Annotated in this window: 20 protein-coding genes; 9 read left to right on the top strand and 11 right to left on the bottom strand. The window is 71.4% G+C overall.

All coding sequences use genetic code 11. The annotated features are described in order from the left end of the window. Nucleotides 1–11 precede the first annotated feature (11 nt). The 8 genes from ACZ45T_RS24410 (at nt 12) to ACZ45T_RS24375 (ending at nt 7,714) form a co-directional block, all read left to right on the top strand. Nucleotides 12–797: an ABC transporter ATP-binding protein gene (locus ACZ45T_RS24410; protein ID WP_468444658.1), complete on the top strand. Its 786-nt coding sequence runs from the start codon at nt 12–14 to the stop codon at nt 795–797. Beyond that, nucleotides 779–1,852 (top strand): hypothetical protein, encoded by a 1,074-nt coding sequence (locus tag ACZ45T_RS24405; RefSeq protein WP_468444656.1) that lies wholly within the window; start codon nt 779–781, stop codon nt 1,850–1,852. The genes ACZ45T_RS24410 and ACZ45T_RS24405 overlap by 19 nt, the downstream gene beginning before the upstream one ends. Nucleotides 1,853–1,878: 26 nt before the next feature. Beyond that, nucleotides 1,879–2,970: an LOG family protein gene (locus ACZ45T_RS24400; RefSeq protein WP_468444654.1), complete on the top strand. Its 1,092-nt coding sequence runs from the start codon at nt 1,879–1,881 to the stop codon at nt 2,968–2,970. 80 nt (nt 2,971–3,050) lie between these two features. After that, nucleotides 3,051–3,956 carry a DMT family protein gene (locus ACZ45T_RS24395; protein WP_468444652.1) on the top strand — a complete coding sequence of 302 codons (906 nt, stop codon included), beginning with the start codon at nt 3,051–3,053 and terminating at the stop codon, nt 3,954–3,956. Between the two features lie 115 nt (nt 3,957–4,071). Continuing rightward, on the top strand, nt 4,072–4,677 hold the full coding sequence (locus tag ACZ45T_RS24390; protein WP_468444650.1) for a hypothetical protein: 606 nt from the start codon (nt 4,072–4,074) through the stop codon (nt 4,675–4,677). A gap of 156 nt (nt 4,678–4,833) precedes the next feature. Further along, nucleotides 4,834–5,064 (top strand): ferredoxin, encoded by a 231-nt coding sequence (locus tag ACZ45T_RS24385; RefSeq protein ID WP_468444648.1) that lies wholly within the window; start codon nt 4,834–4,836, stop codon nt 5,062–5,064. Beyond that, entirely contained in the window at nt 5,051–6,448 is a 1,398-nt protein-coding gene (locus ACZ45T_RS24380; RefSeq protein WP_468444646.1) for an NAD(P)/FAD-dependent oxidoreductase, read from the top strand. The genes ACZ45T_RS24385 and ACZ45T_RS24380 overlap by 14 nt, the downstream gene beginning before the upstream one ends. A gap of 15 nt (nt 6,449–6,463) precedes the next feature. After that, entirely contained in the window at nt 6,464–7,714 is a 1,251-nt protein-coding gene (locus ACZ45T_RS24375) for a cytochrome P450 (RefSeq protein ID WP_468444644.1), read from the top strand. A gap of 201 nt (nt 7,715–7,915) precedes the next feature. Here ACZ45T_RS24375 and ACZ45T_RS24370 read toward each other — a convergent pair whose 3' ends face one another. The 9 genes from ACZ45T_RS24370 to rpsB all read right to left on the bottom strand — a co-directional run bounded on the left by ACZ45T_RS24370 (nt 7,916) and on the right by rpsB (nt 17,824). Further along, the gene (locus ACZ45T_RS24370) at nt 7,916–8,944 is read right to left on the bottom strand and encodes an ABC transporter ATP-binding protein (protein WP_468444642.1); all 1,029 of its coding nucleotides are present in this window, start codon (nt 8,942–8,944) and stop codon (nt 7,916–7,918) included. Then, nucleotides 8,944–10,560, bottom strand: a complete 1,617-nt coding sequence (locus tag ACZ45T_RS24365; protein ID WP_468444782.1) for an ABC transporter permease — start codon at nt 10,558–10,560, stop codon at nt 8,944–8,946. The genes ACZ45T_RS24370 and ACZ45T_RS24365 overlap by 1 nt, the downstream gene beginning before the upstream one ends. A 95-nt stretch (nt 10,561–10,655) precedes the next feature. Further along, nucleotides 10,656–11,753 carry a thiamine ABC transporter substrate-binding protein gene (locus ACZ45T_RS24360; RefSeq protein WP_468444640.1) on the bottom strand — a complete coding sequence of 366 codons (1,098 nt, stop codon included), beginning with the start codon at nt 11,751–11,753 and terminating at the stop codon, nt 10,656–10,658. A 252-nt stretch (nt 11,754–12,005) separates the two neighbouring features. Continuing rightward, nucleotides 12,006–13,118 (bottom strand): dual-specificity RNA methyltransferase RlmN, encoded by a 1,113-nt coding sequence (rlmN, locus tag ACZ45T_RS24355; protein ID WP_385398670.1) that lies wholly within the window; start codon nt 13,116–13,118, stop codon nt 12,006–12,008. 176 nt (nt 13,119–13,294) lie between these two features. After that, the gene (locus tag ACZ45T_RS24350) at nt 13,295–14,371 is read right to left on the bottom strand and encodes a phosphatidate cytidylyltransferase (protein ID WP_468444638.1); all 1,077 of its coding nucleotides are present in this window, start codon (nt 14,369–14,371) and stop codon (nt 13,295–13,297) included. After that, entirely contained in the window at nt 14,371–14,928 is a 558-nt protein-coding gene (frr, locus tag ACZ45T_RS24345) for a ribosome recycling factor (protein ID WP_329378766.1), read from the bottom strand. Before frr ends, ACZ45T_RS24350 begins: the two co-directional genes overlap by 1 nt. Before the next feature lie 85 nt (nt 14,929–15,013). Continuing rightward, nucleotides 15,014–15,793, bottom strand: a complete 780-nt coding sequence (pyrH, locus tag ACZ45T_RS24340; protein ID WP_468444635.1) for a UMP kinase — start codon at nt 15,791–15,793, stop codon at nt 15,014–15,016. Nucleotides 15,794–15,955: 162 nt separating this feature from the next. Further along, nucleotides 15,956–16,792 (bottom strand): translation elongation factor Ts, encoded by an 837-nt coding sequence (gene tsf, locus ACZ45T_RS24335; protein ID WP_468444633.1) that lies wholly within the window; start codon nt 16,790–16,792, stop codon nt 15,956–15,958. 135 nt (nt 16,793–16,927) lie between these two features. Further along, on the bottom strand, nt 16,928–17,824 hold the full coding sequence (rpsB, locus tag ACZ45T_RS24330; RefSeq protein ID WP_468444631.1) for a 30S ribosomal protein S2: 897 nt from the start codon (nt 17,822–17,824) through the stop codon (nt 16,928–16,930). Nucleotides 17,825–18,074: 250 nt separating this feature from the next. Between rpsB and ACZ45T_RS24325 the strand changes: the two genes are divergently transcribed. After that, a complete protein-coding gene (locus ACZ45T_RS24325) occupies nt 18,075–18,596 on the top strand; it encodes a M23 family metallopeptidase (RefSeq protein WP_468444629.1) in 522 nt (173 codons plus the stop codon). Nucleotides 18,597–18,627: 31 nt separating this feature from the next. On the opposite strand, the gene ACZ45T_RS24320 is transcribed toward ACZ45T_RS24325, so the two are convergent. Together ACZ45T_RS24320 and whiG are read right to left on the bottom strand one after the other, a co-directional pair. Beyond that, nucleotides 18,628–19,185, bottom strand: a complete 558-nt coding sequence (locus tag ACZ45T_RS24320; RefSeq protein WP_468444780.1) for a TetR/AcrR family transcriptional regulator — start codon at nt 19,183–19,185, stop codon at nt 18,628–18,630. A gap of 52 nt (nt 19,186–19,237) precedes the next feature. After that, entirely contained in the window at nt 19,238–20,074 is an 837-nt protein-coding gene (gene whiG / locus ACZ45T_RS24315) for an RNA polymerase sigma factor WhiG (protein WP_468444627.1), read from the bottom strand. Between the last annotated feature and the right edge of the window lie 209 nt (nt 20,075–20,283).

The following is a 20,283-nucleotide window of genomic DNA, read 5'->3' as shown; positions in this document are numbered from 1 at the left end:
AGGTGTACGCCATGGTGGCTCCACCGGACAATGCCCCGCCTGACAATGACGTCCTGTGGGCACGGTCCCTGCACTACTCCCACTGGGGGTCCCCCCGGACGAAGTCTGGGGGAGGTTCCCCCGGCCTCGTCGGGGTCTCCGTGGGAGTGCGCCAGGGCGAGATCCTGGCCCTGACCGGTCCCCGCGGCAGCGGCAAGACCACCCTGCTCCGCTGTCTGTCCGGGCAGCTTCGGCCCGAACAGGGCGAGGTCTGGTTCAACAGCGTCCCCGTGCACACCATGGGCGCGCTGGCCCGCGAGCGGCTGCGCCGCGACCGGTTCGGCTGGATCGGCCCCGAGCCTCAGCTGCTGCCCGAGCTGAAGGTCTGGGAGAACGCGGCCCTGCCGCTGCTGCTGGCGGGGGCCTCCCACCGCAGCGCCAAGCACGCCGCCTGCGAATGGCTGGACCGCCTCGACATCGGCGGGTTCGCCCGCAAGCGCCCCAGCGCGCTGAGCCGCGGCGAGTCCCAGCGGGTCGCCCTGGCCCGGGCGCTGGTGAACGTGCCCGCGGTGATCTTCGCCGACGAGCCCACGGCCCCGCTGCACCGCGCCGAGCGCGCCCTGCTGCTCCGGACGCTGACCACCGCGGCCCGCTCCCACGAGATCACCGTGCTGCTGGCCACCCACGACGAGGCCACCGCGGCCGTCGCGGACCGCCGCCTGGCCCTGCTCGACGGCCGCCTGGCCGGGGCCGCGGCGGCCTGCTCCCCCGCCGCCGACACCCCGGAGGGCCAGGCCGCGTGCTCGCTCTCCGCCTAGCCCGCGGTGCCCGGCCGCTGGTCCAGCTGCGGCGGCTCCTCGTCGCCGCCGCCTCGGCCGGCACCGGATTCCTGCTGCTCTACGTACTCGCCGGGGCCGTGGCCCGGCCCGCCGGATCGTTCCCTCGCCTGCTGTGGGCCATGATCCCGCTGGCCGCCACCGTCCACTTCGCCGTCGCCGTGGCCCGGGCCGACCCCGCGACCCGACCCCGCGAGGGAATGGACGCCGCCGGGCTGGGCCCCGTACGGCTCATCCTGGTCGCCGCGATCTCCACCGCCGTCGCGTGCACCCTGGGCAGCGCCCTGGCCCTGGCCGCCTTCCTCCACCTGCGCGGGGACCTGGCCGGGCTGCCCTTCGACGGGGCCGGGGCCGCACTGCTCCACGCCGACCGGCCGCTGCCCGTGGCGGCCTCCCTCACCCTGCTGGCCCTGGTCCCGCTGGCCGCCTCGGCCGCCACCGCCTTCGCACTGCGCCCGCACACCCCGCTGGCCCCGCAGACCGGACTGCCTTGGGGCATCGCGCTGACCGCGTGCGGGCTGGCCGCCCTGGCCTACGCGGGCCGGGGCGGCGCCGCGATGCTCGCCGGCTGGTCACTGACCGCGATCGGGCTCGCCCTGGCCGGACCCGGCCTCGCCTACGCCTGCGGGAGCCTGGTCCAGGCCGTGCGCCCGGGCGGGCTCCGGTTGCTGGCCGGGCGGGCCCTCCAGGAGGAGGCGCCCAGGATCGGGCCGCCGCTGGGGGTGCTGTGCTCGGTCGGCGCGGGCGCCCTCACCGCCCTGGCCCTGCACGACCGGGGCGGGCTGCACGTCCCGCTGGGCCCGCTGACGGGGCCGGCCGCGGCCCTGGTGGCCCTGTGCGCCACCGCGACCCTTCTCACATCCGCGGTGGAGGCCCGCCAGAGCCGGGCCGCCGGACGCGAGGCCATGCTCGGCATGGGCGCTCCCGCCAAGGTCCTGCGGACGGCGGCGAGTTTGCGGGCCACCGCGCTCGTCGCCGTGTGCGTACCGCTCAGCTGGGGTGTGGCACAGCTGACGTCGCTGGCACTGACCCGCTGACACGGGCAGCGCTTAGGGTGGGCCGAATGGTCAACGCAGACATCGAGATCGAAACGCTCGCCGAATTCGACCAGGTCGTGTCCCGCGGCTCGCTCAGCGGCTACCGGGTCCAGTCGGTCAACCTGCTGGAGCGGACCTTCGCGCTGCTGTCCGCCGACACCTCGGCAGCCGTGTTCCTGGGCTGCGCGATGGAGCCCGATGCCGCGGCGAAGGTCCGCGGCGACGGCGCGCTGGTCTTCCCGCCCGTACCGGACCTGCCGTTCAACCCGTACCGGGGCCTGCTCTACAGCCCCGAGGAGCTGTTCGCCGGCCTGCCAGACGGGTACGAGGCCACCCCGGACGCCCAGACGTACGCCTGGTTCCAGGAGACCAAGGCCGACGGCGACATCTTCTCCTCGATGCTCCGTTCCATCCACGACGACACCATCTCCGACGCCCTCGACGAGCACCTCGCCGGTGCCCGGGTGGTGGGCGTGATGGGCGGCCACGCGATGTCCCGCGGCAGTACGGACTACCGTGGCGCGGCCGAGCTGGGCCGGGCCCTGACCCGGTCCGGGCTGACGGTCGCCACCGGCGGCGGCCCCGGCGCGATGGAGGCCGCCAACCTCGGCGCCTACCTGGCCCCGGCCCCGGACGCGGCTCTTACCGAAGCCCTGGAGCTGCTGGCCAAGGCCCCTTCCTTCACCCCGTCGGTGTCCGACTGGGCGCAGGCGGCCTTCGCCGTACGCGACCGCTGGCCCGGCGGCGGCGACTCGGTGGGCATCCCGACCTGGTTCTACGGGCACGAGCCGCCGAACGCCTTCGCGGGACACATCGCGAAGTACTTCGCGAACGCCACCCGGGAGGACGGTCTGCTGGCCCGGTCCGGCGCGGGCGTGGTCTTCCTGCCCGGCGCGGCGGGCACGGTCCAGGAGATCTTCGACAGCGGCACGCCGAACTACTACGCGTCGCGGGGCGAGCCGGCCCCGATGATCCTCGTCGGCCGCGCCCACTGGACCGACCACCTCCCGGCGTGGCCGCTGCTCCAGGCTCTGGCACGCGGCCGCGCGATGGAGTCGCGGATCGCGCTCGTCGACTCGGTGGACGAGGTACCGGACATCCTCGCGTCGATGAGCTGAGCTCCGGAGGCAACTTCCCGGCCGATTCACACGTCTGGCAGAGGTACCGCAAAACCTGCCAGACGTGAACGGAGCCCTTGGTGCTCATAGGCCTGCTGACCGCTGTCGCGGCGTCCATCTGCTACGGCACGGGTTCCGTGCTGCAAGCCGTCGGATCCCGCCGCGCCGCACGGATGTCCCCGACCGCCGCCGGGGTGACGGCCCATGGCGGCCCCAACCTCTCGTCCACGGCGAAAGCGGCGATGACCTGGGAATTCATCGTCGGCACGATCCTGGACTTCGTGGGCTTCGGGCTCGGCGCCCTGGCCGCCCGCCTGCTGCCCCTGTTCCTCTCCCAGACGGTGATCAGCGCCAACCTGGTGATCACGGCCGTGCTGAGCGTGAAGATGCTCGGCATCCGGCTGAGCCGCAAGGAGTGGACCTCGATCGGGGTCGTCTGCACGGCGCTGGTGCTGCTGGCGACGGCGGCGGGCCACGAGGGCGGCCACCACGCGGCGATGTCCACGCACTGGTGGCTGCTGGGGATCACCGTGCTGCTGATGGTGGGCGGCACCGTGGCCGTACGCCTCCTCGGCGGCGGGGCCGCGATCCTGGCGGGCCTGCTGTCGGGCCTGGGCTTCGGCGCGCTGGGCGTCGGCGTCCGGATCCTCGACGGCGTCGACCCGTTCGACCTCGGCACCTTCCTGTCCGACCCGGCCCTCTACGCCATTCTCGTGGCGGGCATCGGCGGCATGTACCTGCACACGGTCGCCCTCCAGATCGGCTCGGTGAACGGCGCCACGGCGGCGCTGGTCGTCGGCGAGACGGTCCTCCCGGGCGCGATCGGCGTCCTGTGGCTCGGCGACGCGTCCCGCCCCGGCCTAGCCTGGCTGGCGGTACTCGGCTTCGTCCTGGCCGTCACCGGCGCGGTGGCCGTCGCCTGGTACGGCAAGCACGAGGGCTCCGATCCGGAGGCGGAAGCCCCGGTCCCGGCGGCCGTCGGCTAGCTCCCTGCGGCGTAGCCCCTGCGGCCCGGGGGCGCTCTTTCACCCGCTCGGCCGTTCCCGGTGGCGGACTCCCGGCGTCCGCCGCTTGCTGGACGGGGGAGAGAGCGAGGGTCCCATGGAGACCACGACCGCGCGGCTGCACACACCCCGGGCCGCCGGGGCGGCCGGCATCGCCTTCGCCGTACTGCTCGCGGCGGCGATCGTCCTGATGCGGATCGCCATCCCCTCCGGCGACGGTGCCAAGGCGCCGATCGACCCCGCCGACCGCTGGGCGGTGCGTCTGGCCCTGGAGATCGTGCCCTTCGCCGGCATCGCCTTCCTGTGGTTCATGGGCGCACTGCGCGCCCACGTCGGCGAGGCCGAGGACAAGTTCGTCTCCACCGTTTTCCTCGGCAGCGGCTTCGTCTGCGTCGCCTCCCTGTTCGTCGCCGCCGGGGCGGCGGGAACCGTACTGGCGGAGAACACGCCCTCCGATTTCGGCCGCCACTACGCGTACACGATCCTCTCGACCTACTCCATGCGCATGGCGGCCGTCTTCGTCCTCGCGACCTCGACGATCGGGAGGCGGCTCGGGGTCTTCCCCAGGCCGCTGGTCCTGCTGGGCACCGTCGTCGGCCTGGTCCTGATCGTGGTGGGGTCCGGCGTGCCCTGGTCCGAGCTGGTGTTCCCGGCCTGGGCTCTCGTCGTCAGCATCCACATCCTGCGGACCCGGCTGCCATAGCCCGCTTCCGGATCACCGAGACCCACACTGACCTGGGGGTTCATCGGCCCGGAGGACGTGCCCGGCTGCCGCGTGCATGCTGGAAGAGGAACGGGGCGGGGGTCGGGGGGCTCGGGGATGACGGGGAAGATCGGGCCACCGAAAGGCTGATGCCTCATGAGGCTTGTCGTCGACCTCAATCGCTGCCAGGGGTACGCACAGTGCGCGTTCCTCGCCCCGGACGTCTTCGCCATGCACGGCGAAGAGTCACTGCTGTACGACCCGCAGCCCGACGAGGAGCACCGCGAGAACGTCGTCCGCGCCGTCCACGCCTGCCCCGTCAGGGCCATCCTGCTGGACGCGATGAACGGGTCCCTGCCGACCTCGGAGGCGCATGGTGAGCGGTGACTCAGCCCTGGAGCGGCTCAAGCGCGAAGGCCGCATCGTGGTCGTGGGCGCTTCCCTCGCCGGCCTGCGGGCCGCCGAGACCATGCGCGAGAAGGGGTTCGCCGGATCGCTCACGATGATCGGCGACGAGCCCTACGAGCCGTACGACCGCCCCCCGCTGTCCAAGCAGGTCCTGCTGGGCAAGGCGACCGCGGACCGTACGGCCCTCCCCCGCCGCCGGGACATCGACGCCAAGTGGCGGCTCGGCGTACCCGCCACCGGTCTGGACATGGCGGCCAGACGGGTCAAGCTCGCCGACGGGGACGAGGTGGAGTACGACCGGCTGCTGATCGCCACCGGGGTACGGGCCCGGCCGTGGCCGAACGAGGAGGAGGCGGCCCTCGATGGCGTCTTCACCCTGCGTACCCGGGACGACGGCGCCGCCCTGGAGCGGCGGCTCGCGGCCGGACCGCGCCGGGTGCTGGTCATCGGCGCCGGATTCACCGGCTCCGAGATCGCCTCCGCCTGCCGGGAGCGGGACCTCCCGGTCACGGTCGCCGAGCGGGGCGCCGGACCCCTGGTCGGGGCCCTGGGCGGGGTGATCGGCGAGGTCGCGGCCGAGATGCACCGTGAGAACGGGGTGGATCTGCGGACCGGGATCATGGTCACCGGGCTGGAGGGCAACTCTTCCGGCCAGGTACGCGCCGCCCACCTGTCGGACGGCAGCGTCCTGGAGGCCGACGTCGTGATCGTGTCGCTCGGCGCCCAGCGCAACACCGACTGGCTGGCCGGTTCAGGACTGGGCGCGGGCCCGCGGGGCATCGCCTGTGACGCGGGCTGCCGGGCCTTCAACATCTGGGGCATCGTCACCGACGACATCTATGTGGCGGGTGACGTGGCACGTTCCCCGCACGCGCTCTTCGGGTACCAGTTCCTGTCCCTGGAGCACTGGGGCAACGCCGTCGCCCAGGCCGAGACGGCGGCGCACAACATGCTCAGCGAAGGCGTGGACCGCCGCCCCCACGTGTGGGTTCCGGCCTTCTGGTCCTCCCAGTTCGGGGTGAACATCAAGTCGGTCGGGGTGCCCTCGATGGGCACCGAGATCATGATCACGCAGGGGTCCCGCGGCGAGCGCAGGTTCGTCGGCGTCTACGGCTACCAGGGGCGCGTCATCGGTGCCGTGACCTTCGACCAGTGCCGCTGGCTGGACTTCTACGAGCAGCAGATCGAGCACACCGCGCCGTTCCCGCCCCCCTTCACGACGGTGGACCGCAGGAGCGAGGGGAACAAGCCGCTGGACGCGGACTTCCCCGACCCGTCGGTGCCGACGCACGGCCCGACCATCACCCTGAGCGGCTACTCACCGGCCGACCGGCGGATGACGTTCACGCCGGCGCACAACTGAGCACGAGGACCTCTCATGACTGAAGGCATCCTGCGGCAGATCCTCGACTACTCCAGCCGGGCCAACCCGTATCCCCTGTATGAGGAACTCCGCAAGACCCCGGTGTTCCACGACGGGGACGGACCGTACGTCGTCAGCACCTATCACGAGATCAAGAGCTTGCTGCACGATCCACGGATCAGCTCCGACTCCCGCAACCTGGCACCGGCCGCCGGCGACCCGCTGAACGAGGGGGACGAGGAGGAGGAGACGGTCCTGCCTCCGGCCTTCCTGAAGCTGGACCCGCCCGACCACGACCGGCTGCGCCGGATGACGAACCGCCCCTTCGGGCCGCCGCACTCACCGCACCGCGTTCACGACATGCGCGGCGAGCTGGGCGGCATCGTCACCGGTCTGATCGATACGATCTCCGAGCACGGCGACCCGGGGCGGATCGACCTGGTCGAGGAGTTCTCGTACCCCTTCCCGGTCACGGTGATCTGCCGGCTGCTGGGCGTGCCGAGCGAGGACGAGGCCCGCTTCCACGTCTGGGCCGACACGCTCGCCGCGAGCCTGGACCCCGATCCGGACGCCGATGCCACCGAACGCGTCAAGAAGACGCAGGACGCCCGCATGGAACTCGGCATGTACCTGGCCGGGCTGATCGAGGAGCGGCGCAAGAACCCCACCGGGGACATGCTCTCGGAGCTGGCGACCGGGCAGGGGCCGGACGGCGCCATGAGCACGATGGAAGTGCTCAGCACCTCGGCGCTGTTGCTGATCGCCGGGCACGAGACCACCGTCAACCTGATCACGAACGGCATGCTCACCCTCCTGCGCCATCCGGAGGTCCTGGACCGGCTGCGCGCCGATCCGACGCTGTCCGTCCCGATCGTCGAGGAGCTGCTGCGCTACGAGCCCCCGGTGCAGCTGCTGCCGCAGCGCACCCCCCTGGCCGACATCGAGATGGAGGGGGTGACCATCCCCAAGGGCGCCTCGCTCTGGCTGATCCTGGCCTCCGGCAACCGCGACCCCCGACGGTTCAAGGATCCGGACCGCTTCGACCCGGACCGCCCGGACGTCCAGCACCTGGGCCTCGGCAGCGGCATTCACAGCTGCTTCGGCGCGCCGCTGGCCCGGCTGGAGGCCGCGCTGGCGCTGAGCGAGCTGGCCCGCAGGCTGGAGAACCCCCGGCTGCTGGAGGACCCCCCGCCCTACCGCCAGAACGCGGTCCTGCGCGGCCCGCGCCACCTGCCGATCGCCTGCGACAGGATCCTCCCCGCCTAGGGCCTGTCTTTCGGATCAGGGCGGATCAGCCTGCGGCGTCCGGTGCCGTGCATCGGAAGGCGGAGGAGGGAGTCGACGCGGAGCGTCGGCGACCGACGACAACGCGGCGAGGCGCGGTGCCGGACGCCGCAGGCCCGGCCTGATCCGAAAGACAGGCCCTAGTGCTGTGCCGAAAGGTTCACCAGGTCACGGCACCCGGCGCTAGCGGGTGTGCGCCGGCAGGACGACCACCTCGGCCGGGCTGAAGGTGACCGCGACCCGGTCGCCCACCGCGGGCGCCCCGGCGAGCTCACACTCCGCCTCCAGCGCCGGCCCCGCCTCCGGCCGCAACAGCAGTGCGACGTGGGTGCCCCGGAAGGTCCGGGAGACCACCTCGCAGGCCAGACCGGCGGCGCACAGCACGACCCCCGCGGGGCGGATCAGCAGCCGGTGCTCCCCGTCCGGGGTGCCCGCCGGGACCGGGACCTTGCCCCACGCGGTGACGGCCGCGCCGCCCGACACCCCGGCCGGGACCACGTTCTCGAAACCGAGGAACCGCGCCACGAACTCCGACGCCGGGCGCTTCCACACATCCAGCGGAGTCCCGGCCTGCGCGATCCGCCCGTCCCGCATCACCACCACCCGGTCGGCCAGGGCGAACGCCTCGCCCTGGTCGTGCGTGACCGCGAGCACCGTGGTGCCCAGCCGGGAGAACAGCCCCTGCAGCTCCACCACGAGCCGTTCGCGCAGCCCGCGGTCCAGCTGGCCCAGCGGCTCGTCCAGCATGAGCAGCCGTGGCGACGGCGCCAGCGCCCGGGCCAGCGCGACCCGCTGCTGTTCACCACCCGACAGGGAGGCCACCGCCCGGCTCTGGGCCCCGGGGAGCCCGACCAGTTCCAGCAGCTCCGCGACCTGGGCCCCGTACGACGCACGCGGGAGGCCCCGCATCCTCAGGCCGAAGGCGACGTTCCCGGCGACGTCGCGGTGCGGGAAGAGCTGGTGGTCCTGGAACATCAGGCCCACGCCCCGCCGGTGCACGGGCACCGCGGCCTGGTCCGCCCCGCCGAGCAGGACCCGCCCCTCGGACAGCCGCTGGAGCCCGGCGACGACCCGCAACAGCGTGGACTTGCCGCTTCCGCTCGGCCCCAGCACGCACACGATCTCGTGCTCGGCGACCTCCAGGTCCACGCGGTCCACGACGGCGCGCTCGCCGAACCGGACCGACACCCCTTCCAGTTGAAGCAGTGTCATCAGAATTCTCCGGAGGTCTTGTCGGGTCGCAGTCGCTCCAGCACCAGCAGGGACACCGCGCACACCAGCATCAGAATCGTGCTCAGGGCCATCGCCTGCCCGTAGTTCAGCTCACCGGCCCGCCCCAGCAGCCGCGCCACGGCCACCGGCAGCGTCGGCTGGTCCGGCCGCGCGATGAAGACGGTCGCACCGAACTCGCCCAGCGAGACCGCGAAGGCGAACCCGGCCGCGATCAGCAGCGCCCGCCGCACCAGCGGCAGGTCCACCTCCCGCCAGGCCCGCAGCGGTGACGCGCCGAGCACCGCGGCCGCCTCCCTGAGCCGGCCGTCCACCGCGCGCAGCACCGGCAGCATGGTCCGTACGACGAAGGGCACGCCCACCAGCGCCTGCGCGAGCGGCACCAGGATCCACGAGGTCCGCAGATCCAGCGGCGGCTCGTCCAGGGTGATCAGGAAGCCGAAGCCCACGGTCACGGCGGACACCCCCAGCGGGAGCATCAGCAGCGCGTCGAAGCCGCGTACGAAGCGGCCGCCGCGCCGGGTGAGGGCCGCGGCCGCGAGCCCCCCGATGACCAGGGCGATCGCCGTGGCGGCGAGCGCGTACTGGAGGGAGTTACCGATCGCCTCCAGCGGCGGCACCAGGAAGGTTCCGCCGCCGGCGCCCGCGTCCTGGAGCGCCCGGTAGAAGCCGGTGCCGTAGCCGCCGGGGGTGTCGAAGGACCGTTCCACCAGTACGCCGAGCGGCAGCACGATCAGCAGCGCCACCGTCAGCAGCACCCCGCCCAGCAGGGCGCGCTGCGCCCGGCCGCGCGGGCGGTGGGTGGTCCGGCCCGGGTCGACCAGCCTCAGCGCGGTCTCGCGCTTGCGCACGGTCCAGGCGTGCACCCCGAGGATCGCGCCGACCGCGGCGAACTGCACCATCGTCAGCACGGCGGCCGTGGGCAGGTCCAGGAGCTGCGCGGTCTGCCGGTAGACCTCCACCTCCAGGGTGGAGTACGAGGGCCCGCCCAGGATCAGCACGACGCCGAAGGAGCTGAAGGTGAACAGGAACACCATCAGCGAGGCGGCGGCCACCGACGGGGCCAGCGCGGGCAGCGTCACCCGCCGCCAGGCGGCGAACCGGCCGGCGCCCAGCACCCGGGCGGCCTCCTCCTGGCGCGGGTCCAGCTGGGCCCACAGCCCGCCCACCGTGCGGACGACGACCGCGTAGTTGAAGAAGACGTGCGCGAGCAGGATCGCCCAGACGGTGGTGTCGAGCCGGACGCCCGCCAGCTCGTCCAGCAGCCCGCCGCGGCCGACCAGGGCGAGGAAGGCGGTGCCGACCACCACGGTCGGCAGCACGAAGGGCACGGTCACCACGGCGCGCAGCACCTGCTTGCCGGGGAACTCGAAGCGCGCGAAGACGTACGCGCCGGGGAGTGCGATCAGCAGCGTGAGCGCGGTGGAGGCGAGCGCCTGCCAGGTGGTGAACCAGAGCACCTCGGCGATGTCGGGCCGGGTGATCACCTCGCCGATCCGGCCGAACTGCCACCCGTCGTCGGTCTTGAGGCCGCGCCCGACGATCGCGGCGACGGGGTAGGCGAAGAACAGCCCGAAGAAGGCGAGGGGCACGGCCATCAGGGCGAGCCGCACGGCGGTCGCCCTGGCCCCCTCGGCCGGGCCGGGGACCGGCGCGGCGCCCCCCGGCGCCGCGCGCGGAACCCTCGTACCGCTTACTTCACGACGAGCGCGGTCCATGCCTTGACCCACTGCTCACGGTTCTTGGCGATGGTCTCGGGAGCCACGTTCTCGGGCTTCTCGACCACCACGCCGTGCTTCGTGAACAGCTCCGGCAGGGAAGCGTCCTTCGTCACCGGGTTCACGAACATCTGGAGCGGCATGTCCTCCTGGAACTTCTTGCTGATCAGGAAGTCCACGAGCGCCTTGCCGCCCTCCTCGTTCTTCGCTCCCTTCAGCAGACCCGCGAACTCGATCTGGCGGAAGCAGGTGCCGGTGGCGACGCCCGTCGGGGCCTCGGCCGGCTGCGGCTCGCCGTACAGCACCTCGACCGGCGGGCTGGAGGCGTAGGAGACGACCAGCGGACGGTCGCCCTTGGCCTTCTTGCCGCCGGCGGAGCCGGAGAAGCGCTCGTTGTAGGCCTGCTCCCAGCCGTCGACGACCTCGACGCCGTTGGCCTTCAGCTTGCTCCAGTAGTCCTTCCAGCCTTCGTCGCCGTACTTGCCGACGGAGGCGAGCAGGAAGCCGAGGCCGGGCGAGGAGGTCGCGGCGTTCTCGGTGACCAGCAGGTTCTTGTACTCCGGCTTGATCAGGTCGTCCAGCGTCTGCGGCGGGGCGATCTTCTTCCCCGCGAAGTACGCCTTGTCGTAGTTGACGCAGATGTCACCGGAGTCGATCGGGGTGACCCGGTGCTCCTTGTCGAGCACGTACTCGGGCTTCACCTCGCCCAGGCCCTTGGCCTCGTACGGCGTGAAGATGCCGTTGTCGAGGGCGCGCGAGAGGAGGGTGTTGTCCACACCGAAGAAGACGTCGCCGCGCGGAGATCCCTTGGTGAGGATCTCCTGGTTCAGCGCCGCGCCGGCGTCCCCGGCCTTCAGCACCTTGACCGTGTAGCCGCTCTGCTGCTCGAACTCCTTCAGGACCGTGTCGGTCACGTTGAAGGAGTCGTGGGAGACGAGGGTGACGGTCTTGGACTTCGGGGCCTCGCTCGCGCCCGCGGTCTTGTCCTTGGCGTCGCCGCCGCAGGCGCTGAGCGTGGTGACGCCCAGCGCGGCCGCGAGCGCGGCGCCCGCGATCTTCTTGGTGGTGCTCACTGGTGATTCCTCCTGGGATGACCAGGAGAAGACGCGGCCCTGCCCGGCGCTCTGTATGAGCGGACGCCGGGCAGGGCGCAACAGCTTGAGTGGTGACCGAACTTCCTACCCCGAATGACCGGGGCGAGGTTCAGAGGGTCTGCGGATGACGGTTGCCGCACTCTCAGCGCTGTGGCGCTCCCCTGTCGGAATATGAAATTGGTTCGGCCACAGGGTACCCCGTGGCCGAATCATGAAGAGAAGAAGCGGAATCTAGCGCTCCGAGGCGGCCAGCTGACCGCACGCGCCGTCGATCTCCTGGCCACGGGTGTCGCGTACGGTCACGGGCACGCCGTGACGGGCGATGGCCTCCACGAAGGCCCTCTCGTCCTCGGGCCGCGAGGCGGTCCACTTGGAGCCCGGCGTCGGGTTCAGCGGGATCAGGTTGACGTGGACGCGCTTGCCCTTGAGCAGCTTGCCCAGCAGGTCGCCGCGCCAGGCCTGGTCGTTGATGTCGCGGATCAGGGCGTACTCGATCGAGATCCGGCGGCCGGACTTCTCCGCGTACTCCCAGGCCGCGCCGAGCACCTCGCGGACGTTCCAGCGGGTGTTCACGGGGACCAGCGTGTCGCGCAGCTCGTCGTCGGGCGCGTGCAGCGAGACGGCGAGACGGCACTTGAAGCCCTCGTCGGCGAACCGCAGCATGGCCGGGACCAGGCCGACGGTGGAAACGGTGATGCCGCGCTGCGACAGGCCCAGGCCGTCGGGCTCCGGGTCGGTGAGACGGCGGATGGCGCCGACCACGCGGTTGTAGTTGGCGAGCGGCTCGCCCATGCCCATGAAGACGATGTTCGACAGCCGGGCCGGGCCGCCGGGAACCTCGCCGTCGCGCAGCGCGCGCATGCCGTCGACGATCTGGTGCACGATCTCGGCGGTGGACAGGTTGCGGTCCAGACCGGCCTGGCCGGTGGCGCAGAACGGACAGTTCATGCCGCAGCCGGCCTGCGAGGAGATGCACATCGTGACCCGGTCCGGGTAGCGCATCAGCACGGACTCGACGAGCGTGCCGTCGTGCAGCTTCCACAGGGTCTTGCGGGTGGTGTCGTTGTCGCAGGAGATGTGCCGGACGACGTTCATCAGGTCCGGGAGGAGCTCCTGCTGGAGCTTCTCGCGCGAGCCCGCGGGGATGTCCGTCCACTCGGCCGGGTCGTGCGCGTACCGGGCGAAGTAGTGCTGGGAGAGCTGCTTGGCCCGGAAGGGCTTCTCACCGATCGCGGCGACGGCCTCGCGGCGCTCCTCCGGCGTGAGGTCGGCGAGGTGCCGGGGCGGCTTCTTGGCTCCGCGCGGGGCGACGAAGGTGAGCTCTCCCGGAACAGGGCGGGCCATGGCAGGTACTCCTTGTAAGACGAAAGGCGCGCCGCAGAAGCAGCGCGCCTTTCAAGAGTAACCGCCCGGCGTCCTACGACGCCTTTCCGCAGGTCAGCCCGTGCCCACGAACGCGGGGAGCAGCAGCGCAGTATCCGATATGCGGCTCCGCCGCGTGGCACCGGAGCCGTCGGGGCTCAGCCCGTACCCACGAACGCCGCGAGCAGCAGCCACACCACCGGGGCGGTCGGCAGCAGGGAATCGAGCCGGTCCATGATGCCGCCGTGGCCCGGCAGCAGGGTGCCCATGTCCTTGATGCCCAGGTCCCGCTTGATCATCGACTCGCCCAGGTCGCCCAGGGTGGCGCTGACCGCGACCGCGAGGCCGAGCAGCAGGCCCTGCCACCAGGAGCCGCCGTCGATCAGGAACTCCATGCACAGCGCGCCGGCGGCCATGGCGAAGGCCACCGCGCCGAACAGTCCCTCGCGGGTCTTGCCGGGGCTGATGCGCGGCGCGAGCTTGGTCTTCCCGAAGCGCCAGCCGACCGCGTAGGCCCCGGTGTCGCTGACCACGGTCAGGAGCAGGAAGGTGATCACGCGCTGCGGACCGTCGTCGGCGGTGAGCAGCATCGCGACGAAGGTGGCCAGGAAGGGCACGTAGAACGCCGCGAAGGCGCCCGCCGTGACATCCCTGAGGTAGTCCTCGGGCGGTTCGGTCATCCGCCACACCAGGACCGCCAGCACGGTCAGCGCCATGGCGACCCAGGCGCCCTCGGCCCCCCGGACGTATCCGGCGATGACCATGGCCGCACCGCCGACCGCGAGCGGGACCAGCGGGGCCTTGATGCCCTTCTGCTCCTGCAGCCGGGAGGTGAGCTCCCACAGGCCGACGACGACCGCGACGACGACGACGCCGACGAACACGGCCTTGACGATCAGCAGCGAGGCGAAGATCACCGCGCCGAGACCGATACCGACCCCTATGGCGGCGCGGAGGTCCCGCCCAGCGCGCTTCTTCGGCGGCGGGGTCGGGGCGCCCTGCGGCTGCTGGGCATGCGGAGGCGGGGGGCTGGGCATGGGCTCCTGCGGCGGCGTCTCGGCGCGGAAGAGGGGGCCGCCGTCCGCGGCGGCCCCCCGATCGCGTGCTTCCCGGTCGTCGAAGTCACGGCCGGCGGCATCGGGCACGATGGGCATGGGCCGAGTGTGCGGGCCCACCTGCGCATCGTATGCGGGACCCGCCGGAACCGGCTCCGGCTGCCAGGAAGAGTCGTTCATCAGACTTCGAGGAGCTCGGCTTCCTTGTGCTTGAGGAGCTCGTCCACCTGCGCGACGTACTTCGCGGTGGTGTCGTCGAGCTCCTTCTCGGCGCGGCGCACCTCGTCCTCGCCGGCCTCCTTGTCCTTGACGAGCTTGTCAAGGGCGTCCTTCGCCTTGCGGCGGATGGAGCGGATGGAGACCTTGGAGTCCTCGGCCTTGTTCTTGGCGACCTTGATGTACTCCTTGCGGCGGTCCTGCGTCAGCTCGGGGAAGGTCACCCGGATGATGCTGCCGTCGTTGCTCGGGTTGACACCGAGGTCGGAGTCGCGGATGGCCTGCTCGATGTTGCGCAGGGCGCTCTTGTCGAACGGGGTCACGATCGCCATGCGCGGCTCGGGCACCGAGAAGGAGGCGAGCTGGTTGATGGGCGTGATGGCGCCGTAGTAGTCCGCCACGATCTTGTTGAACATCGCCGGGTGCGCACGACCGGTGCGAATCGCGGCGAAGTCTTCCTTGGCGACGACGACGGCCTTTTCCATCTTCTCCTCGGCCTCGAGGAGGATCTCTTCGGTCACCACGTGCTCCTGCATGTCTTGAATGGATGGTTCAGGCGGGCGGGGCGGACGGGGCCGGTCCGGGCTCGGTCCGGCAGCGGACTGCTCAGGCCCGGGTTCCCTGGTCGCTGACGAGCGTGCCGATCTTCTCACCCTTGACGGCCCGGGCGATATTGCCCTCGGCGAGCAGCTCGAAGACGAGGATCGGCAGCTTGTTGTCGCGGCAGAGCGTGATGGCGGTGGCGTCGGCGACCTTGAGGTCGCGCGAGAGGACCTCGCCGTACTCCAGCGCGTCGAACTTCACCGCGTCCGGGTTCTTCTTCGGGTCGGAGTCGTAGACCCCGTCGACACCGTTCTTGCCCATGAGCAGGGCCTCGGCGTCGATCTCCAGGGCGCGCTGGGCGGCCGTGGTGTCGGTGGAGAAGTACGGCATGCCCATGCCGGCGCCGAAGATGACGACGCGGCCCTTCTCCAGGTGCCGCACGGCACGCAGCGGGATGTACGGCTCCGCGACCTGGCCCATGGTGATGGCCGTCTGCACGCGGGAGTCGATGCCCTCCTTCTCCAGGAAGTCCTGGAGGGCGAGGCAGTTCATGACCGTGCCGAGCATGCCCATGTAGTCGGACCGGGCCCGGTCCATGCCGCGCTGCTGGAGTTCGGCGCCGCGGAAGAAGTTGCCGCCGCCGATCACGACGGCGATCTCCGCGCCGTCGCGGACCACCGCGGCGATCTCACGCGCGATGGCGTGGACGACGTCGGGGTCGACGCCCAGTCCTCCGCCACCGGAGAAGGCCTCGCCCGACAGCTTCAGCATGAAGCGGCGGCCCTTCTTGTTCTGGTCGCTCTTGTCGTCGGATGCGGTGTGGGGGTCCACGCCCTGATTCATGGAGATCTCCTCGTGCACATACGAAGAAGGCCATTGCCGGTGGGTCCTTGCGGTTCCCTCTACGGCAATGGCCTCCTCGTCAGATCTGCGGTCGCCTCGCGCAAGCGCGGACGACTGCTTCAGACCCTACCGGGGTCCGGTGTCCGTCGCGTACGGACGGACTCAGATGCCGACCTTGATGCGGGTGAAGCGCTTCAGGGTGACACCGGCCTCGTCCAGAACCTTCTGGACGGACTTCTTGTTGTCCAGGGCGTAGGCCTGGCCGAGCAGCGTGGCGTCCTTGAAGAAGCCGTTGACGCGACCCTCGACGATCTTCGCGATGGCAGCCTCGGGCTTGCCCTCCGCGCGGGTGACCTCTTCGGCGATGCGACGCTCGGACTCGACCTTCTCGGCCGGGACGTCCTCGGCGGACAGCCACTGCGGGGCGAACGCGGCGATGTGCTGCGCGACGCCGCGGGCGACCTCGGCGTTCTCCTTGTCGAGCTCGACCAGGACACCGATCTGGAACGGCAGGTCGGGCATCGTGCGGTGCATGTACGCCGACACGTAACCGCCGGTGAACTGCGCGAAGCGGTCCAGGACGATCTTCTCGCCGAGGTTGGCGTTGGCCTCGTCGACGAAAGCGGTGACGGTCTTGCCGGGCTCGATCTCGGACGCGAGCAGCGCCTCGATGTCGGCCGGGGAGGTGGCGGCGACGTGCGCGGCCAGCTGGTTGGCAACGGCCAGGAACTTCTCGCCCTTGGCGACGAAGTCCGTCTCGCACTTCAGCTCGACGATGACACCGGAGGTGTTGTCGTCGGCGATGAGGGAGACCACGGCACCGTTCTCGGCAGAACGGCCCTCGCGCTTGGCGACGCCCTTCTGACCCTTGATGCGGAGGGCTTCCTGGGCCTTGTCGACGTCGCCGTCGGCGTCCACGAGCGCGTTCTTGCAGTCCAGCATGCCGGCGCCGGTGAGCTCGCGGAGCTTCTTGACGTCAGCGGCGGTGTAGTTCGCCATGAGTCTGTGATTCTCTCTCGAAGTCGTAGATCTACGGGTGAACGGCGGAGGCGCCGCGCCCCAGGCGCGGCTCCCCCGCCGTCATCGTCCGTGCTGCGAGTGCCCGGCGGGTGAACGCCGGGCCCTCTCAGTGGGTCAGGCCTGCTCGGCGTCGGCGGCCGGGGCCTCGACAGCCTCGGCGGCGGGGGCCTCGGCGGCGGGGGCCTCGGCAGCGGCCTCGGCCGGAGCGGCCTCAGCAGCGTCGTCGGCCTTCTTGTCGCCCTCGAGCAGGTCGCGCTCCCACTCGGCGAGCGGCTCGGCAGCGGCCTTCTCGCCCGGCTTCGAGTCGCCGGTCGCAGCGCCGGAGCGGGCGATGAGGCCCTCGGCGACGGCGTCGGCGATCACGCGGGTGAGCAGGGTGACGGAGCGGATCGCGTCGTCGTTGCCCGGGATCTTGTAGTCGACCTCGTCGGGGTCGCAGTTGGTGTCGAGGATCGCGACGACCGGGATGTGGAGCTTGCGCGCCTCACCGACGGCGATGTGCTCCTTCTTGGTGTCGACGATCCAGACGGCGCTGGGGACCTTCGACATCTCGCGGATACCACCGAGGGTCTTCTCCAGCTTGGTCTTCTCGCGGGAGAGGACCAGGAGCTCCTTCTTGGTGAGACCCGAGGCGGCGACGTCCTCGAAGTCGATCGCCTCAAGCTCCTTCAGACGCTGAAGGCGCTTGTAGACGGTGGAGAAGTTGGTGAGCATGCCACCCAGCCACCGCTGGTTGACGTACGGCATACCAACGCGCGTCGCCTGCTCGGCGATGGCCTCCTGGGCCTGCTTCTTGGTACCGACGAACATGATGGAGCCACCGTGCGCGACGGTCTCCTTCACGAACTCGTAGGCGCGGTCGATGTACGACAGCGACTGCAGCAGGTCGATGATGTAGATGCCGTTGCGCTCCGTGAAGATGAAGCGCTTCATCTTCGGGTTCCAACGACGGGTCTGGTGACCGAAGTGGACGCCGCTTTCCAGCAGCTCCCGCATCGTGACGACGGCCATGGCCATCTCCTTGGTTTCTCGGTTTGGTTCCTGACGCCCCGCCGCGCCCTGCCCCGATGAGGGACCGAGAGACGCTGTCACCTGGCCGTTTCGGGCCGGTGCTGGGGCGTGCGAAGTCGACCCGGTGACCCGGATCGCCACAAGAAGTGTACGGGACCCGGTGGTATGCCGGGTGACGCCGTTGTCCACAGTGCCCGGACTGTCCACAGGCCCGTCCGCGGACCCACCCGTACGCGCGACGCTGTGGGCCATGACGACACTGCTGCTCAGCCTTCTCCTGGCCCTGGCCCAGGCCGCCGTTCCCGGGGTCCGCCCGCTGCCCGCGCCCCTGTCCGTGGCCCGCTGGTGGGACCCGCCGCCGACCCCGTACGCGGCCGGGCACCGCGGTGTGGACCTGTACGCGCCGGTGGGCGCGGAGCTCCGGGCGGTCGCGGCCGGCCGGGTCCACTACGCCGGGCAGGTCGCGGGCCGCGGGGTCCTCTCCCTCACCCTGCCGAACGGTCTGCGCACGACCTACGAGCCCGTCCGGCCGCTGGTCACGGAGGGCGAGCAGGTCGCGGCGGGGCAGGTGGTGGCGGTCCTGACGGAGGGCTCCCACTGCCCGGCACCGTGCCTCCACTGGGGCCTCCTGGCCGGCGAGGAGTACCTCAACCCCTTCACCCTCCTCCCCCGCCCCACCCCCCGCCTCCTGCCCTCACCCGGCCCAGCCGCACCATCCGGCCCAGCCGACCGATCCAGCCCCGGCGGCAGATCCGGCCCCGCCGGCGTTTGAGGCGCGGGGTCCGGGGCGGAGCCCCGGGGCCTCAGCCTCGGACGCCCCGCAGAGCCATCGCGACCGCCGCCTCCGTCACCACGTCGGGATCCTCGGCCGCACCGAGCTCGATCCGCCGCACAGCCGCATCCACGACCCCCTGCAACAGCATCGCGGCGAGCCTCGGCTCCGCCTGCCCCAGCGAACCCAGCGCCTCGACGATCATCGCCACCAGCCCCCCGTGGGCCGCGCGGATCTTCTCCCGCGCCCCGGCGTCGAGCTCGCTCGCCGAGATGGCCACCACCGCCCGGTGCCGCCGGTCCCCCACCAGCCCCAACTGGCTCCGCACGTAGGCCTCGATCTTCGCCTCCGGCGACTGCGCCTGCTCCATGGCCGCCTCGATCTCGGCGGCCCACACGGGGAAGTCCACCGCGCACAGCTCTTCGACGACGGCGGCGCGGGAGCGGAAGTACTCGTAGACGGAGGACCGGGCCAGCCCGGTCCGCTCCGCCAGGGCGGGGAAGGTCAGCGCTTCTGTCCCACCTTCGGACAGCAGGGAACGCGCGGCGTCCAACAGGGCGCCGCGCTGCATCGACCGGTGCTCGGCCACGGAGGCCGCTCGAATCCTGGGCACGCATCCACTTTACGGAGGTGCCGCAAGCTCACCGTCCTACATCCGCCAACTTCGCCCGCAGTTGCAGCACGGACTTGGTGTGGATCTGACTGACCCGGCTCTCGGTGACCCCCAGCACGTTGCCGATCTCGGCCAGCGTGAGGCCCTCGTAGTAGTAGAGGGTCACCACCGTCTTCTCCCGCTCGGGCAGCGTGTTGATGGCCCGCGCCAGCAGGCGGCGAAGCTCGCGGTCCTCCGCCACCTCCACCGGGTTGTCGGCGGCGGTGTCCTCCAGCGTGTCCATCAGCGAGAGGCGGTCGCCGCCCTCCCCGCCGACGTGCAGCAGCTCCTCCAAGGCGACCACGTTCGCCAGCGACAACTGGCTGAAGACCGTGTGGAGATCCTCCACACCGATCCCCATCTCGCCGGCGACCTCGCCCTCCGTCGGGGTGCGCCGCAGCTGAGCCTCCAGCGTGGCGTAGGCCCGTTCCACGGCCCGCGCCTTCTGCCGGACCGAGCGGGGGATCCAGTCCAGTGCCCGCAGCTCGTCGATCATCGCGCCGCGGATCCGGGTGATCGCGTACGTCTCGAACTTGATCGACCGGTCGATGTCGAACTTCTCGATGGCGTCGATCAGTCCGAAGACCCCGGAGGAGACGAAGTCCGCCTGCTCCACATTGGGCGGCAGACCCACGCTGACGCGGCCGGCGACGTACTTCACCAGGGGCGAGTAGTGCAGGATCAGCTGCTCCCGCAGCCGCTCGTCACCCGACTCCTTGTACGAGCGCCACAGCACCTCCAGGGACGAGGGCGCGGTGGACCGCTCACTGCCACGGGCAGCGGGGGGCACCGCAGCGCGGTCAGACCCTGGGGTGTGCTGGGGCATGCTTCGCCTTTGCCGGAGCCGGATTCCTTGGGAGCGTAGCGTGACGAAAGTGTCGCGGTGCGCGAAGAGTACGGGATGGCGCGGGGGCGCAGGGGCGTCCCGACTCGCGCGGGCGACCCGGGACCGGCGCCTGGCGCACGGTCCCGGCGACTGCCACCGGGAGGACCGCGTCTCTCATCGCTTTCACTCTTTCACCGGAACGCCCCAGG

The sequence above is a fragment of the Streptomyces sp. NPDC030995 genome (assembly GCF_055571215.1).
Note: the sequence above shows the minus strand (reverse complement) of the source record. Positions and strands in the feature narration are given on the sequence as shown.